This window comes from Amycolatopsis arida, assembly GCF_900115565.1.
Taxonomy (GTDB): Bacteria; Actinomycetota; Actinomycetes; order Mycobacteriales; family Pseudonocardiaceae; genus Yuhushiella; species Yuhushiella arida.
In genome coordinates, this window is the sequence record NZ_FOWW01000002.1 from 381,475 (window position 1) to 396,256 (window position 14,782).

Here is a 14,782-nt window from a genome sequence, read left to right on the forward strand (position 1 = left end):
CGGCCCAAGGTAGGGCCGGATCCCGACAGGACACCGCAGACACACCGACACTTTCACTCGAACGTGTGTTCGACGTTCCCGCCAGCGGCTTTCTGTCGGACGGCTCGGCCATCATGGCCCTACCGAAGCGGCAAACCGGCCAGTGAGGGACAACGAGAGAAGGGAGCGAACGGGTGGGTTCGACGGTGCTCGGCACGGCGGCGGTCGTCGTCGCGCTGTTGCTGGGAGTCGCGGTGTTCCTGCTGTGGCGTCTCTATACGGACAGCATGCGCAGGGCGGACGCGGCGGCCCGGCAGGTCGCCGTCGAGCGCGCCAGGGTGGACCAACAACAGGCGGCGCTGCGGCGGTACGAGGTGGCGTTCGCGTCGATCAGCGGGCGCGGCGAGCTCGGCGAGCAGGTGCTGGTCGAGACGGCCCGCGCGCTCGGCCTGCGTGAGGGGCTGCACTTCACCGTGCAGACCGACCTCGCCGGCGGGGGCGCGGCGAAGCCGGACCTGGTGCTGCGGGTCGGTGGCGACCGCACCGTTCCGGTCGACGCCAAGGCGAGCATGGCGTGCTGGGCCGAGGCGGTGGAGACCGACGATCCGGAGGAACGGTTGGACGCGTTGCGCGTGCACGTCCGCCATCTCCGGTCCCGCGCGGCGGAGCTCGCCGCGAAGGGCTACGAGCGGTGGGCGGACGCGATCTACGGCACGGTGATGTTCGTGCCGTCGGACGCGGCCGTGGTGGCGGCGCTCGACACCGACCCCGAGCTGCTGCGTTGGATGCTCGACCGGCGGGTGTTCCTCTGCGGGCCCACCGGGTTCGCGGTGATCGCCTCGGCCGCGTTGTTCGCCGCCAGCGAGCGGGCACTGGTGGAGGACGTGGAGAACGTGCGCGGGCGGGCGGCGATGGCGCACCGGGCGGCCGGCAACGCGGTCGACGCGCTGAACCTGTCGAGCACCCACCTCCAGCGGTTCCTGTCCGCGCGGCGGCGCGAGCTGGACGCGCTGGAGAGCTTCCGCAGCGCCGTCACGCCGCTCACCGAGGTGTCGGCGAGCCCGACGCCGATCGCGCCGATCCGAAAGGGGGACGAGATGGCGGCAAGCTGAGCCCTGGCCGAATCGCCGTGCCCGATCCCGGGCACGCTCGTGAGAAGCGGCATGTCGGTGGCCGTTCGCCCAGGCGCGAGCAGGACGAGTCGGAGAGGCGCCTTCGACGCGGGCGGTGAGGGCGCGAACTCCGAGCGCTCGCGCTGCGGACCCGCGGGGTGGAGGTGCGCTGATGTCCGCGCGGGCCGGGCGCGGGATACTCGCCTCACGGCCGTCGCGGCGACCAGCGCTCGGAATGGAGCGTGACTCGAGAAGGGGGCCGCTGCGCGGAGAGGGGTTCACCTCGCCTTGGCCGCCCCAGCGGCGGAGCTGAACGCGCTCACGGACTGGTCCACGGCTCAGCGGCACAGCCTCTGGTCTGCTGTTTTCCGTCAGCGGTGGCCTGGTAGTGGGCGGCCGACCGGTCAGCGAGGCACACCCCACACGGCCCGTCGCCTGTGCATGGCAGAAGTCACACCGGCGAGTGGCAATCCGAGTACGTTACGGAGTGGTGCCCGTTGGTGCCCGGTTACCGGATACGGTGGCCGCTATGTGCACGTCCGTTAGCCGCTGTCGCGCCTTGCCCGGTCACGAGGTCCGCTCGTGACCGCGGTTCGCGATCACGAGCGCGACCCGGAGGCCACCGACGGTCCGGTGCCGTGGGACCAGCGCCTCATCGCGGGTGACCGCCGCGGGTTGCCGTGGTGGGGCGCGGTGCTTCTCGCCTTCGGCCTCGCGGTGCTCGGCGCCGTGGTGGGCCAGCAGTTCGGCAACCCCCACGGGTTGTTGTTCCAGGTCTGCTACTTCCTGGGTGCCGTGGCCGCGGTCGCGGCGGTCCGCCGGCGCAACCTGTTCGGGCCGATGGTGCAGCCGCCGCTGGTCATGGCGGTCACCGTGCCGGGGATGGTCCTCCTCGGGCCCGGGCTGCCGGCCAACAGCGACACGCTCGCGAAGGTGCTCGCCATCGGGCGGCCGCTCATCAACGGGTTCCCGGCGATGGCGATCACGACGGCGGTGACGGTCGGCATCGGCGTGTACCGGATGTTCCGTGAGCGTGACCCGAACGCGCCGGTGAAGGTCCGGGACTCGGCCGGCAAGCGGGTGGCCAAGCCGCAGTCCAAGGGCGCGAAGGGCCCGGTGGGGCGGAGTCCGGCCGGCGCGGACGACCGCGACCGCGGCGACGTGGGCCGGCGTGACCGGCCCGGAGGGCCGCGGGACGCGGAGGTTCTCGGTGCCGATGGGCGCCGTGCCGAAGGACGGCGTCCCGACGGTCGGCGGGACGAAGGGCGCCGCGGCGGTCGCTTCCGCGGGGGGCGCGGTGACGGTGACGGCGTCGACGAGCGCGACGGTGCCGGTCGGGGCGGGAGCCGCCGCACCGGGCCGCACGGCCGGGTGGCCCCGGCGGAGCGCTCGGACGGTCGCGGGCGGCCGGCCGTGCCCGGCAGGGGTGCGGCGGAGGGCACCGCGGGCTCGGCCGGGGCGCGCCGACCACGCGCGGACGACGGTGAGCGCCGAGGTCGAGGGGCCGCGAATCGCGACGCCGGCGCGCCGGGTGGCACCCGTGGCGAGGCACCGGGGGGTGCGGGCGGCGCGGCGGGTGGCCGCGCTGTGCGGGACCAGTCCGGGCGAGCGCCACGTCAGCGGCGGAGCCCGCGGGCCGAGGGCGCGGACCCCCGGCGGGGGTCCGAGGGCTGGGCGGACCCGCCTCCGGAGGGACGGCGCCCCCGCCGGCCGGCGCGCGCGGACGACCCCGCGGCGGGGGACCCTGGCACACCACGCCGGCGACCCCGCGGTGGCGGACCGGTCCGTGGCCGCCCCTGGGACGAGGAGCCGCGCGGCTGAGCGGGCTGGCGGCAGACCAGCCTGGAAGCGCTTTCAGCCCGGTTCGAACCCTGTCAATCCCCTTCCGGACCTGCCGCTCCCTGGATTCGACGGCTCGACTGGCGACGTAGCCCGACCGCTTCCGCTCCTCCGCCCGGTGCGCGCTCGGCTGCTCGACGCTCGACCGAGCACCGCCCAGCCCTCCCGGACGTCCAGTGCGGGAGGGGCGGCACGGGTGGGACCCCCCAGCATCACCCGGCACAGGGGCCGCCGTCATTCTCTCCCCGTCCCCATCGTCCTTGCCGGTCGGACACTGCCGCCCTGAGAAGGGGATGCGCGGAAGGGTGCACCCGAAGATCAACGGAAGCGGCCCACACATCGGCGAGTGCGGTGTGACCGGCACTTACCCTCCAGCGGGGCCAGCCGCCAGCGGGAGGCGACGCGCGCGCACTCCCGTTAGCAGTCCGACCGGCACCACTCGGCGGGACCGCGCACCGAGCACTCAGCAGGGCAAGCACCCGCCGAAGGCGGAGCACCCGGAGACGCCCGTCGAACACCGAGGCAGGAGGGTCAACGGACGCTGCTGCGCGCCCCCTCGCCGGTGCCGCGCAGCTCCCGCGGCAGCGCGAACGCGATCTTCTCGTTCGCGGTGGTGACCTCCTGCACGTCACCCCAGCCGCGCTCGCCGAGCCACTCCAGCAGCTCCATCACCAGCACGTCGGGCACCGAAGCGCCACTGGTCACACCGACGGTCTCGACGCCCTCCAGCCACGCCTGGTCGACCTCGTGCGCGTAGTCGACCAGCCGCGCCGCTCGCGCCCCGGCCTGCAGCGCGACCTCCACCAGCCGCTTCGAGTTCGACGAGTTGCGCGACCCCACCACCAGCACCAGGTCGCACTCGGCCGCCATCGCCTTGACCGCCACCTGCCGGTTCGACGTGGCGTAACAGATGTCGTCGCTCGGCGGGTCGGCGATCTCGGGGAACCGCTCGCGCAGTTGGTCCACCCGCTCCATCGTCTCGTCCACGCTCAGCGTGGTCTGCGACAGCCACACCACCTTCGACGGGTCACGCACCGTCACCTTCCGCACGTCCTCGGCGGTGTCCACCAGCTGCACGCGGTCGGGCGCCTCGCCGGAGGTCCCCTCGACCTCCTCGTGGCCCTCGTGCCCGATGAGCAGGATGTCGTAGTCCTCCCCGGCGAACCGGCGCACCTCCCGGTGCACCTTGGTCACCAGCGGGCACGTCGCGTCGATCGTGCGCAGGTCGCGCGCCTTCGCCTCCTCGTGCACCGCCGGCGACACCCCGTGCGCGGAGAACACCACCAGCGCCCCCTCGGGCACCTCGGACGTCTCCTCGACGAAGATGACCCCGCGCTGACGCAGCGTGTCCACCACATGCCGGTTGTGCACGATCTCCTTGCGCACGTACACCGGCGGCCCGTACAGCTCGAGCGCCTTCTCCACGGCCACCACGGCCCGGTCGACACCGGCGCAGTACCCGCGCGGCTTGGCCAGCAACACCCGCTTTCCTCCTCCGGAGGTGGGCCGCGCCGGAACGGTCACGGAGGCGGCGGGCTCGGTCCCGGGACTCGCTGCACTCATGCCTCCAGGGTACGGGCACATGCTCGAACGCCAATGGGCTCAGGGTGTGTGCGCCGGGTCACGGCACGACTCGCGAGTAGCCCGTTCGGTTGGGCAGGACGGGGTACGTACGGCAGGCTAAGGGACATGAAGCCACTCCCGTTCCCGTTGCGGGTCGCCGCCGGACTGGCCGTCACCACCGCCGAGCGGGTTCGTGACCTGCCCCGGCAGCTGATCGGACTCCCGGTGACCGTCGCCAGCCAGGTCCTGCAGGCTTCGATGCGCGTCCAGCAGCAGATCACCGAGCTGGCCATCAAGGGTGACGACGCGCTGGCCGCGCTCCGCTCCGTGGAGGAGACGCCGAGCTGGGCGACGTTCGACGAGGACCTCGACGACCTCGCTCCCTCCGACGACGACGCGCAGCGAGGTCCGTCGAGCGGCGCGACCCGACCGGACAGCGGCACCGCGCCCGGCGCCGGCCCCGTCGCGGAAGGCGGGGCGGGCGAGAAGGGCGAGAAGGGTGAGAAGGGGGAGGAGGGCACGGTGCCCGGCGCCACCTCGCCGGCCGACGCGACCCTCGAGGAGACCGCCAAGGAGGCGGCCGCGCTCGACGCCGAGGTCCCGCTGCCCCGCGTCGAGGACGAGGCGCACGACCACCTCGGGAACAACGGCCACCGGCACGAGACGCCGGTCGTCGAGGCGCCGGAGCCGCCCGACCTCCCGGTGGACCCGTGGGCGGACGAGGAGCGCGCTCTCGCCGAGGAGCACCGCGACGGCGAGTTCGACAGCGCCGAGCGGAACACCACCGACCCCGCCGTCGCTCGCGGTCAGCGCGGCGACACACCGGGCGAGCACGCCGACGCGGCCGGCAAACACAGCGGCGCGAGCGGCAAACGCGCCCACGCGAGCGGCCAACACGGCGACGCGGCCGGCGAACACGGCGACGCAAGCGGCCAACACGATGTTGGTGAGGTGGTTGGGCCGGCGGGGTTGCCGAACTACGACGAGCTGTCCCTGCCACAGGTGCGGGCCCGGCTGCGGCGGTTCTCCCTCGACCAACTCGAGGAGCTGCTCGCCCACGAGCGCGCCCACCTGAACCGGCCGTCGTTCGTGGGCATGCTGAGCCGCCGCATCAACAACGTGCGCAGGGCGGCAGAGGACCCGAACGCCCAGTGACCACCCCACCCCACGCGAACCGCACCACGAGCGACGCCTCCCGCGGGAACAACAGCGGGAACAACAGCGGGAACGAAACCGGTAGCCAGCCGCCCCGCGAGGGATCCACCGCCGAGCACCCGTGGCCGGTGCGCACCGTCGCGCGCAAGATCGCCGACTGGATCCACCGGCTGGGCTCGGTGTGGGTGGAGGGCCAGGTCACCCAGATCTCCGCCCGCCCCGGCACCGGGACGGCGTTCCTCACCCTGCGCGACCCCGCCGCCGACGTCTCGATGACCGTCACCTGCCCCGCGCCGCTGCTGCGCGAGATCGAGCCGCCGCTGCGCGAGGGCGCCCGCATCGTCGTGTTCGCCAAGCCGACCTTCTACCTCGGCCGCGGCACGCTGAGCCTGCGGGCCAGCGACATCCGCCCGGTCGGCATCGGCGAGCTGCTCGCCCGCATCGAACGGCTCCGCCGGCTGCTCGCCGCCGAGGGGCTCTTCGCCCCCGAGCGCAAGCGCCGGCTCCCCTTCCTGCCCAAGGGCATCGGCCTGATCACCGGCCGGGCCTCGGCGGCGGAACGCGATGTGCTGGCCAACGCCAGGGCCCGCTGGCCGGCGGTCTGCTTCCAGGTCGTCAACACCGCGGTCCAGGGCGTGCAGGCGGTCCCGCAGATCTGCCGCGCGCTGTCCACACTGGACAAGGACCCTGCCATCGACGTCATCGTGATCGCCCGTGGCGGCGGGAGCGTCGAGGACCTGCTGCCGTTCTCCGACGAGGCGCTCTGCCGCGCCGTGGCGGCCGCTCGCACCCCGGTGGTCAGCGCGATCGGCCACGAGCCCGACAGCCCGCTGCTCGACCACGTCGCCGACCTGCGCTGCTCCACCCCGACCGACGCGGGCAAGCGCGTCGTGCCGGACGTCAGGGAGGAGACCGAGCGGGTCCACCAGCTCCGCGACCGCGCCCGCCGCGCCCTGCACGGCTGGGTGGACACCCAGTGCCGGCTGCTCGACCAGCTGCGCAGCCGGCCCGTGCTGGCCGACCCGCTCGGCCCGATCCAGCGGCGCGCCGACGAGGTCGCCGTCCAGGTCGAGCGCGGCCGGCGCGCCGTGCTGGCCACGCTCACCCGCGAACAGACCGCGCTCGCCGCCGCCCGCGCCCGGCTGACCGCGCTCGGCCCCACCGCCACCCTCGCCCGCGGCTACTCGGTCGTGCAGTTCCGCGACCCGGCAGGCAACCTCCGGGTACTGCGATCGGTCTCCGAGATAGCGGAGGGTGCTCCGCTGCGGATCCGCGTCGCCGACGGTGTCGCGCACGCGACCGCCGAGCGAACCGACGGAGACGACCGGTAGCGAAGGGAGAGCCGTGCACGGCACCACGTTCCTCCCGTTGACCACGGACGCGGCGGTCCGGCTGGCCCGCGCCGAGCACGGCGAGCCGGGCCGCTGCCGGGTGCTGGTGCTGCGGCACCGCGCCGAGGAGGCGGACACGGCGGCCACCCACTGCTGGACGGCGCTGCTGGCCGGTTGCGACACCGCCGGCCGCTGGGCGCTCGGCCCGCGGCTGCGCCAGCTGTCCGAGGCGACCTCGCTCTACGTCGGCACTCGCTGGTGGTTCACCGACGGCGCGACCTACCGACGCCGGGTGGCCCAGTCACAGCGGCACATCGAGGACGCGATCGCCGACGGTGACGGCCAGGAGTTCGCCCGCGCCTTCGTCGGATACGACCACGCGATGGCCAGCGCGGTAGTGTGCGGGGTCGGACGCCACCACGACACCCGGAGCGCGACACCGTGAGCGAAACCCCCGAGCTCGGCTACGAACAGGCCCGCGACCAGCTCGTCGAGGTGGTGCGCGAGCTGGAGGCGGGCGGGCTGTCGCTGGAGGAGTCGCTGGCCCTGTGGGAGAAGGGCGAGCAGCTCGCCAAGCTGTGCGAGCGGCACCTGGAGGGCGCCAGGGAGCGCATCGAGACCGCGCTCGCCTCCGTGAAGGAAACAACGGACACCGCCGAGGACGGGGAAGAACGAGCGTGACCACCGCCATGTCGCGCGTGAGCTGCGGCTGACCGCCGATCTGGGAGAATGCTTGCCAGCGACCGCGAGCTGAGAGGCAACCGACGATGACGACCGCTGTCCAGTCCACCGGCCCGTCCCGCCGCCGTGAGGCGCCGGATCGCAACCTCGCGATGGAGCTGGTGCGGGTCACGGAAGCGGCCGCCATGGCGGCGGGCCGCTGGGTCGGCAAGGGTGACAAGAACGGTGGCGACGGCGCGGCGGTGGACGCCATGCGCCAGCTGATCGGCACCGTGTCGATGCGGGGCGTCGTGGTGATCGGCGAGGGCGAGAAGGACGAGGCGCCCATGCTGTACAACGGCGAGGAGGTCGGCAACGGCGACGGGCCGGACTGCGACGTCGCGGTCGACCCGATCGACGGCACCACGCTGATGTCCAAGGGCATGCCCAACGCGCTCGCGGTGCTCGCGGTGGCCGAGCGCGGCGCGATGTTCGACCCGTCCGCGGTGTTCTACATGGAGAAGCTCGCCGTGGGCCCGGAGGCGGCCGGCACGGTGGACCTGTCCGCGCCGGTGGCGGAGAACATCCGCAGGGTCGCGCGGGCCAAGCACAGCAGCGTCTCCGACGTCACCGTGTGCATCCTCGACCGGCCCCGGCACGACCGGCTGGTCAAGGAGGTGCGCGAGGCGGGCGCCCGCATCCGGTTCATCTCGGACGGCGACGTCGCCGGCGCGATCGCCGCCGCCCGCCCCACCACCGGCGTCGACCTGTTGCTGGGCATCGGCGGCACCCCGGAGGGCATCATCGCCGCCTGCGCGATGAAGTGCCTCGGTGGTGAGCTGCAGGGCCGGCTGTGGCCGAAGGACGACGCCGAGCGGGAGAAGGCGCTGGCCGCCGGCCACGACCTCGACCGCGTCCTCACCACCGACGACCTCGTGCGCGGCGACAACGTCTTCTTCTGCGCCACCGGCGTCACCGACGGCGACCTGCTGCGCGGCGTGCACTACCGCGCCGGCGGGGCCACCACGCAGTCGATCGTGATGCGGTCGAAGTCCGGCACCGTGCGGTTGATCGACGGCTACCACCGGTTGGAGAAGCTGCGTGCCTACGCGTCGGTCGACTTCGACGGCCAACTCGACGACGACGTCGTGCCACCCCTTCCCTGAGCCCATGCGCAGGTCCCCCCTGGTCGCGGTGCTGGTCATCGCCGCAGCACTGCTCGTCACGCCGCCGGCGAGCGCGGTCCGGCCGCTCATCATCGGCGGGGTGGACGCCGACCAGGAGTACCCGTTCATGGTGTCGTTGCAGTTCAGCACGCAACGGCACATCTGCGGCGGCTCGCTGCTGACCCCGGAATGGTTCGTCACGGCCGCGCACTGCGTCGGGCAGCGGCAGCCGGACACGTTCCGCGCCAGGGTCGGCAGCACCAACCGCACCCAGGGCGGCGAGCTGCGCACGCCGGCGGAGATCGTCCGGCACCCGCGGTACACCCCGGAGGGCACGGGCTACGACCTGGCGCTGGTGCGGCTGGCCGAGCCGGTGTCGGCGGCGCCGGTGCCGCTCGGCACGGCCACCGACGTCGGCACCCCGACCCGGCTGCTCGGCTGGGGCCAGACCTGCCCGACCGAGGGTTGCGGCAGCAGCCCGGAGAAGCTGCGGCAGCTGGACACCGAGCTGGTGGCCCCGGAGCGGTGCACGGACGCCTTCGACCCGACGCTCGAACTGTGCACCGACAACCCCGGTGGTGACAGCGGCTCCTGCTACGGCGACTCCGGCGGGCCGCAGCTCGCGCACGTCGACGGCCGGTGGGAGCTGCTCGGCGTCGCCAGCCGCCCCGGCAACGGCGACCGCACCTGCGCGACCGCGCCGTCGATCGCCACCTCGGCCGTCGCCCACACGGACTGGATCGACGAGACCATCACCCCGGCCTGATCACTCGACATTGCTCGAGTGGCCGGGGAACAGGTGCGCCGAGGGGTCGAGCAGCACGGCGATGTTGTTCACCGCCGTCGCCGCCTCGCCGAACCCGGTGGCGATCAGCTTCACCTTGCCCGGGTAGCCGGCCACGTCGCCGGCGGCGAACACCCGCTCCCGGCCGGTCGCCATGGTCGAGTCCACGGCGATGGCGCGGTGGTCGATCCGCAGCCCCCAGTCCTCGATCGGTCCCAGGTCGGCGGTGAAGCCCAGCGCGGCCACCACCGACTGCGCCGGCAGCGTCCGCCGCTGCCCGTCCTTGAGCGCCACCTCCACCTCAACCAGCCGGCCGCGGCCGTTCCCGCGCAGCTCGGTGACCTCGGCGTCGGTGATGATCGTGACGCCCAGGTCGCGGGCCTCCCGGACGATCGACTCGGCCGCGCGGAACCGGGCCCTGCGGTGCACGAGGGTGACGCTGGACGCGATCGGGCGCAGCGCGAGCGCCCAGTCGAACGCCGAGTCACCGCCGCCGACGACCACCACGTCGTGGCCCTGGTGCGCGGCCAGCTCGGGCACGAAGTGCACCACGCCGTGGCCGAGCCAGCCCTCACCGGCGGGCAGCGGCCGCGGGGTGAACTCGCCGATGCCGGCGGTGATCAGCACCGCGCCGGCGTGCACGGTCTGGCCGCCGTCGAGGGTGAGCGCCAACCCGTCGTCGACGGTCTCCAGCCCCTCCGCCTTGCGGCCGAGCAGGTAGCTGGGCTTCCACTGGTCGGCCTGCTCGACCAGGTTCCGGACCAGGTCGCGGCCGCGGATCGCCGGGAACCCGGCCACGTCGTAGATCAGCTTCTCCGGGTACATCGCGGTGACCTGACCGCCCGCCTCGGGCAGCGAGTCGATCACCGCCATCCGTAGCCCGCGGAAGCCGGCGTAGTAGGCGGCGAACAGGCCGGTGGGCCCCGCGCCGATGATCGCGATGTCGACCTGGAGATCGTCCGGCCCGCTCATGGGGTTGTCCTTCCGCCAGTGTGGTGGGTGGCAGTCGTACCGCGAGCCTAGTGGCCCACACCACCGGGCGGGGGCGGCTCGCCTGCGCGAGACTGGCGCCATGGCTGAACAGGAGTACCGCATCGAACACGACACGATGGGCGAGGTGCGGGTGCCCGCCGACGCGCTGTACCGGGCGCAGACCCAGCGCGCGGTGGAGAACTTCCCGATCTCCGGCCGCGGCCTGGAGCGCGCGCAGATCCGCGCGCTCGGCCTGCTCAAGGCCGCGTGCGCGCGGGTCAACGCGCGACTGGGCGTGCTCGACGGTGAGCTGGCGGCGGCGATCGCCGGCGCCGCCGACGAGGTGGCCGAGGGACGGCACGACGCGCACTTCCCGATCGACGTGTTCCAGACCGGGTCCGGCACGTCGTCGAACATGAACGCCAACGAGGTGATCGCGACGCTGGCCAGTCGCACGCTCGGCCGTGATGTGCACCCGAACGACCACGTCAACGCCTCGCAGTCGTCCAACGACACGTTTCCGACGACGATCCACATCGCCGCGACCGAGGCGGTGCTGCGCGACGTCATCCCCGCGCTGGACCACCTGGCGAGCACCATCGAGGGCCGCGCGGCGGAGTGGACGGACGTGGTGAAGTCCGGCCGTACCCACCTGATGGACGCCGTGCCGATCACCCTCGGCCAGGAGGCCAGGGCGTGGGCGGCGCAGGTGCGGTTCGGCATCGAGCGACTGAGCTCGGGGCTCGGCCGGCTCGGGGAGCTGCCGATCGGCGGCACCGCGGTGGGCTCCGGGTTGAACGCGCCGGAGGGCTTCGGCGCGGCGGTGGCCGCGGAGCTGGCGAAGGTGACCGACCTGCCGCTCACCGAGGCGCGGGACCACTTCGAGGCGCAGGCGGCACAGGACAGCGTCGTGGAGACCTCCGGGCACCTGCGCACCGTGGCGGTGTCCCTGTTCAAGATCGCCAACGACGTGCGGTGGCTGGGCTCGGGGCCGCGCACCGGATTGGCCGAGCTGGCGCTGCCGGACCTGCAGCCGGGGTCGTCGATCATGCCGGGCAAGGTGAACCCGGTGATCCCGGAGGCCACGCTGCAGGTGGTGGCGCAGGTGGTCGGCAACGACGCCGCGGTGGCGTTCGCCGGCAGCCAGGGCAACTTCCAGCTCAACGTGAACCTGCCGGTGATCGCGCGCAACGTGCTGGAGTCGGCGCGGCTGCTGGCGGCGGTGTCCCGGCTGCTGGCCGACAAGGTGTTCGCCGGGGTGAGCGCCAACGTCGAGCGGATGCGGGAGTACGCCGAGGGCTCGCCGTCGATCGTCACGCCGCTCAACGCCTACCTGGGCTACGAGGAGGCGGCCGCGGTGGCGAAGCAGGCGCTGGCCGAGCGGAGGACGATTCGCGAGGTGGTGCTGGACCGTGGCCACGTCGCCGCCGGCACGATCACCGAGGAGCAGCTCGACGAGGCACTGGACGTGCTGCGGATGGCCCGCGGCGGTCGCTGACCCGCGTGCCATGAAGGCCACCTTCATTGCGTTGGCGGCCATGAAGGTGGCCTTCATGGCGCTTCGCGCGTAGGCCGAGCGCGACGCCGGCGCCGACCAGGAGCGCGCCCACGACGTCGAGCGCCGCCAGCGCCTGCGCGCCGAGCAGCACCGCCACCGCCAGCCCGGCGACCGGCATGACCCCGATGAGCAGCCCGGCGCGGTCGGCGCCGAGAACGCCCACCGCGAAGTACCAGCCGACGAACGCCACCGCGGTGACCAGCACGCCGAGCACCACGATCGCGGCGAGCTCGCGCCCCTCTGGCAGCCGCCACACCGCGGCGCCGCCGGTGAGGGCGGCGACCAGGGCACCGCCGACCGCCGCGGTGAGGCAGCTCCACGTCGCCGTCGCCAGCGGGCCGATCCGGGCGACCAGCCCGACGGCGAACAGCGTGAACGACGCCTCGCACAGCATCGCCAGCACGGCCAGCGCCAGGCCGGTGCCGCTGCCGGCGCCACCACCGGAGATCACCGCCACCCCGCCGACGGCCAGCGCCGCGCCGAGCACGGGCGCCGCGGCCGGGCGGCGCCGCGCGGCGAGTGGCCCGGCGACGGCGAGCACCAGCGGGCTGACGCCGAGCACCGCGGCGATCAGGCCGGGCTCGGCGTGGCGCTGGGCGTGGAGCAGGCACGCCTGGAAGCCGATCATCCCGGCGGCGGCCGGCGCGACCAGTGCGGGCAGGTCGACGAGGCGCGGTGGCGGCAGTGGCCGGCCGCGCAGCCGGGCCCAGGCGAGCAGCAGCAGGCCGCCGAGGGCGTAACGCAATGCCTGGCCCGCGATGACCGGGTAGCCACCGAGCAGGCCGGTGACCGGGACCGAGCCGCCACCAGCGCCCATCGACCGGGTGCACGGGTGCCCGTAGGTTGGGCGCCATGGCCGAGACGATGGTGCGCACCAACGGGGCCGACCTGTGCGTCGAGACCTTCGGCGACCCGGGCGATGCCGCGGTCCTGCTCATCTCCGGTGCTACTTGCTCGATGGACTGGTGGGACACCGAGTTCTGTCAGCGGCTGGCCGAGAACGGCCGGTTCGTCGTCCGCTACGACCACCGCGACACCGGCCGCTCGGTCTGCTACCCGCCGGGGGCGCCCGGCTACACGGGGCACGATCTCGTCGGTGACGCGGCCGGGCTGGTCGACGCCCTCACCGGTGGCCGTGCCCACCTGGTGGGGATCTCGATGGGTGGCGGCATCGCGCAGCAGCATGTGGTCGACCATCCCGACCAGGTCGCGACGTTGACGCTGATGTCGACCAGCCCCATTGACGCGGGCAACGATCTGCCCCCGATGGCCGACCGGCTCGAGTCGGTGTTCGCCGACCCGGCGCCCGAACCGAACTGGACCGATCGGGACGCGGTCGTCGAGTACCTCGTCGAGGGCGAGCGGCCGTTCGCCGGCCCGGGCTCGTTCGACGAGGCGCACGTGCGCGAGGTGGCCCGCCGGGTGGTCGAGCGCTCCCTGAGCCCGGAGAGCGCGAAGAACCACTGGCTCCTCGACGGCGGCGACGAGCCGCCACCCCGGCTCGACGGGGTGACCGCGCCAACGCTCGTCATCCACGGCACCGAGGACCCGCTCTTCCCACCCGAGCACGCGGTCGCGCTGACCGGCAAGTTCGCCGGCGCCGCGTTGCTCCTGCTCGACGGCGTCGGTCACCAGATGCCACCCCGCTCGGCGTGGGACCTCGTCGTGCCCGCCATCCTGCGGCACACCGAGCCCTGACCTCGGCCCGAAAACCGCGCGCGGCGGCGGGGCCGGGAGCGCTACGGTCCGGGAATGCGCGAGGGAGACGGCTACTTCGGCGAGGACGTCGCGGCCACCTACGACGAGTCGGCGGCGGAGGAGTTCCGGCCGGACGTGGTGGAGCCGGCGGTCGACGTGCTCGCCGAGCTCGCCGGTGACGGCCGGGCGCTCGAACTCGGCGTCGGCACCGGCCGGATCGCGCTGCCGCTGGCCCGCCGCGGGGTGCCGGTGCACGGCATCGACCTGTCGCGGGCCATGGTGGCCCGGCTGCGCGCCAAGCCGGGCGGCGACGCCGTCGGCGTGACGATCGGCGACTTCGCGACGACGCGGGTGCCGGGGACCTTCGCGGTCGCCTACCTCGTCTTCAACACCATCAACAATCTGACCACACAGGACGCCCAGGTGGCCTGCTTCCACAACGCCGCCGCCCATCTGCGGCCGGGTGGCTGCTTCGTCATCGAGGTGGGGGTGCCCGCCCTGCGCCGGCTGCCGCCGGGGCAGAACGCCGTGCCGTTCCACATCAGCCCCACGCGGTGGGCGTTCGACACCTACGACGTCGCCACCCAGGCGATGAGCTCGAACTACGTCACGATCGTCGGCGGGCGCGCCGAACACCGGTCCATCCCGTTCCGCTACGTGTGGCCCGCCGAGCTGGACCTGATGGCGCGACTCGCCGGGCTGCGACCGCGCGACCGGTGGGAGGGGTGGACCCGGACGCCGTTCACCAGCGAGAGCCACCGCCACGTCTCGATCTGGGAGAAGCCCGCCGGTTGACCGCGCCGACCGGACAGGAGAAGTAGCAGGCGGCCAACCTCTTCGACGGCGGCATCAACGGCGCTCCGCCCGAGGAAACGGAGTGGACGGACTCGCCGCACCGCGCGGCCGGTACTCCCCACATTTCGTGTCCGCGGTTCCCGTACGCGTGTCCGCGTCGCACGGCGCGG

Annotated in this window: 14 protein-coding genes; 11 read left to right on the plus strand and 3 right to left on the minus strand. The window is 73.7% G+C overall.

The features are described 5' to 3' along the window. Positions 1-173: 173 nt before the first annotated feature. Together rmuC and BM051_RS06615 are read left to right on the plus strand one after the other, a co-directional pair. A complete protein-coding gene (rmuC, locus tag BM051_RS06610) occupies positions 174-1,091 on the plus strand; it encodes a DNA recombination protein RmuC (protein WP_092529139.1) in 918 nt (305 codons plus the stop codon). Between the two features lie 582 nt (positions 1,092-1,673). Further along, on the plus strand, positions 1,674-2,912 hold the full coding sequence (locus tag BM051_RS06615) for a DUF6542 domain-containing protein (protein WP_092529140.1): 1,239 nt from the start codon (positions 1,674-1,676) through the stop codon (positions 2,910-2,912). A gap of 549 nt (positions 2,913-3,461) precedes the next feature. On the opposite strand, the gene BM051_RS06620 is transcribed toward BM051_RS06615, so the two are convergent. After that, the gene (locus BM051_RS06620) at positions 3,462-4,493 is read right to left on the minus strand and encodes a 4-hydroxy-3-methylbut-2-enyl diphosphate reductase (protein WP_092529141.1); all 1,032 of its coding nucleotides are present in this window, start codon (positions 4,491-4,493) and stop codon (positions 3,462-3,464) included. A 126-nt stretch (positions 4,494-4,619) separates the two neighbouring features. Between BM051_RS06620 and BM051_RS28355 the strand changes: the two genes are divergently transcribed. The 6 genes from BM051_RS28355 to BM051_RS06655 all read left to right on the plus strand — a co-directional run bounded on the left by BM051_RS28355 (position 4,620) and on the right by BM051_RS06655 (position 9,571). Then, a complete protein-coding gene (locus BM051_RS28355) occupies positions 4,620-5,648 on the plus strand; it encodes a lipid droplet-associated protein (protein WP_134045867.1) in 1,029 nt (342 codons plus the stop codon). 128 nt (positions 5,649-5,776) lie between these two features. Beyond that, entirely contained in the window at positions 5,777-6,979 is a 1,203-nt protein-coding gene (gene xseA / locus BM051_RS06635) for an exodeoxyribonuclease VII large subunit (RefSeq protein WP_243859253.1), read from the plus strand. A 13-nt stretch (positions 6,980-6,992) separates the two neighbouring features. Further along, positions 6,993-7,424, plus strand: a complete 432-nt coding sequence (locus tag BM051_RS06640) for a hypothetical protein (RefSeq protein ID WP_424923213.1) — start codon at positions 6,993-6,995, stop codon at positions 7,422-7,424. Next, positions 7,421-7,660 carry an exodeoxyribonuclease VII small subunit gene (locus BM051_RS06645; protein ID WP_092529143.1) on the plus strand — a complete coding sequence of 80 codons (240 nt, stop codon included), beginning with the start codon at positions 7,421-7,423 and terminating at the stop codon, positions 7,658-7,660. Before BM051_RS06640 ends, BM051_RS06645 begins: the two co-directional genes overlap by 4 nt. 86 nt (positions 7,661-7,746) lie before the next feature. After that, positions 7,747-8,805 (plus strand): class II fructose-bisphosphatase, encoded by a 1,059-nt coding sequence (glpX, locus tag BM051_RS06650; protein ID WP_092529144.1) that lies wholly within the window; start codon positions 7,747-7,749, stop codon positions 8,803-8,805. 4 nt (positions 8,806-8,809) lie between these two features. Next, entirely contained in the window at positions 8,810-9,571 is a 762-nt protein-coding gene (locus tag BM051_RS06655) for a S1 family peptidase (RefSeq protein ID WP_092529145.1), read from the plus strand. Here BM051_RS06655 and BM051_RS06660 read toward each other — a convergent pair whose 3' ends face one another. Then, the gene (locus BM051_RS06660) at positions 9,572-10,561 is read right to left on the minus strand and encodes an NAD(P)/FAD-dependent oxidoreductase (RefSeq protein ID WP_092529146.1); all 990 of its coding nucleotides are present in this window, start codon (positions 10,559-10,561) and stop codon (positions 9,572-9,574) included. Between the two features lie 100 nt (positions 10,562-10,661). Between BM051_RS06660 and BM051_RS06665 the strand changes: the two genes are divergently transcribed. Further along, positions 10,662-12,059 (plus strand): class II fumarate hydratase, encoded by a 1,398-nt coding sequence (locus BM051_RS06665; protein ID WP_092529147.1) that lies wholly within the window; start codon positions 10,662-10,664, stop codon positions 12,057-12,059. Here the strand turns inward: BM051_RS06665 and BM051_RS06670 are convergent. Beyond that, on the minus strand, positions 11,998-12,936 hold the full coding sequence (locus tag BM051_RS06670) for a DMT family transporter (protein WP_092529148.1): 939 nt from the start codon (positions 12,934-12,936) through the stop codon (positions 11,998-12,000). The genes BM051_RS06665 and BM051_RS06670 overlap by 62 nt on opposite strands. Before the next feature lie 35 nt (positions 12,937-12,971). On the opposite strand from BM051_RS06670, the gene BM051_RS06675 reads away from it, so the two are divergent. Both BM051_RS06675 and BM051_RS06680 read left to right on the plus strand, forming a co-directional pair. Further along, positions 12,972-13,817, plus strand: coding sequence for an alpha/beta fold hydrolase (locus BM051_RS06675; RefSeq protein WP_092529149.1), 846 nt, complete (start codon positions 12,972-12,974; stop codon positions 13,815-13,817). 54 nt (positions 13,818-13,871) lie between these two features. Continuing rightward, positions 13,872-14,612, plus strand: coding sequence for a class I SAM-dependent DNA methyltransferase (locus BM051_RS06680; protein ID WP_092529150.1), 741 nt, complete (start codon positions 13,872-13,874; stop codon positions 14,610-14,612). The last annotated feature ends 170 nt before the right edge of the window (positions 14,613-14,782 follow it).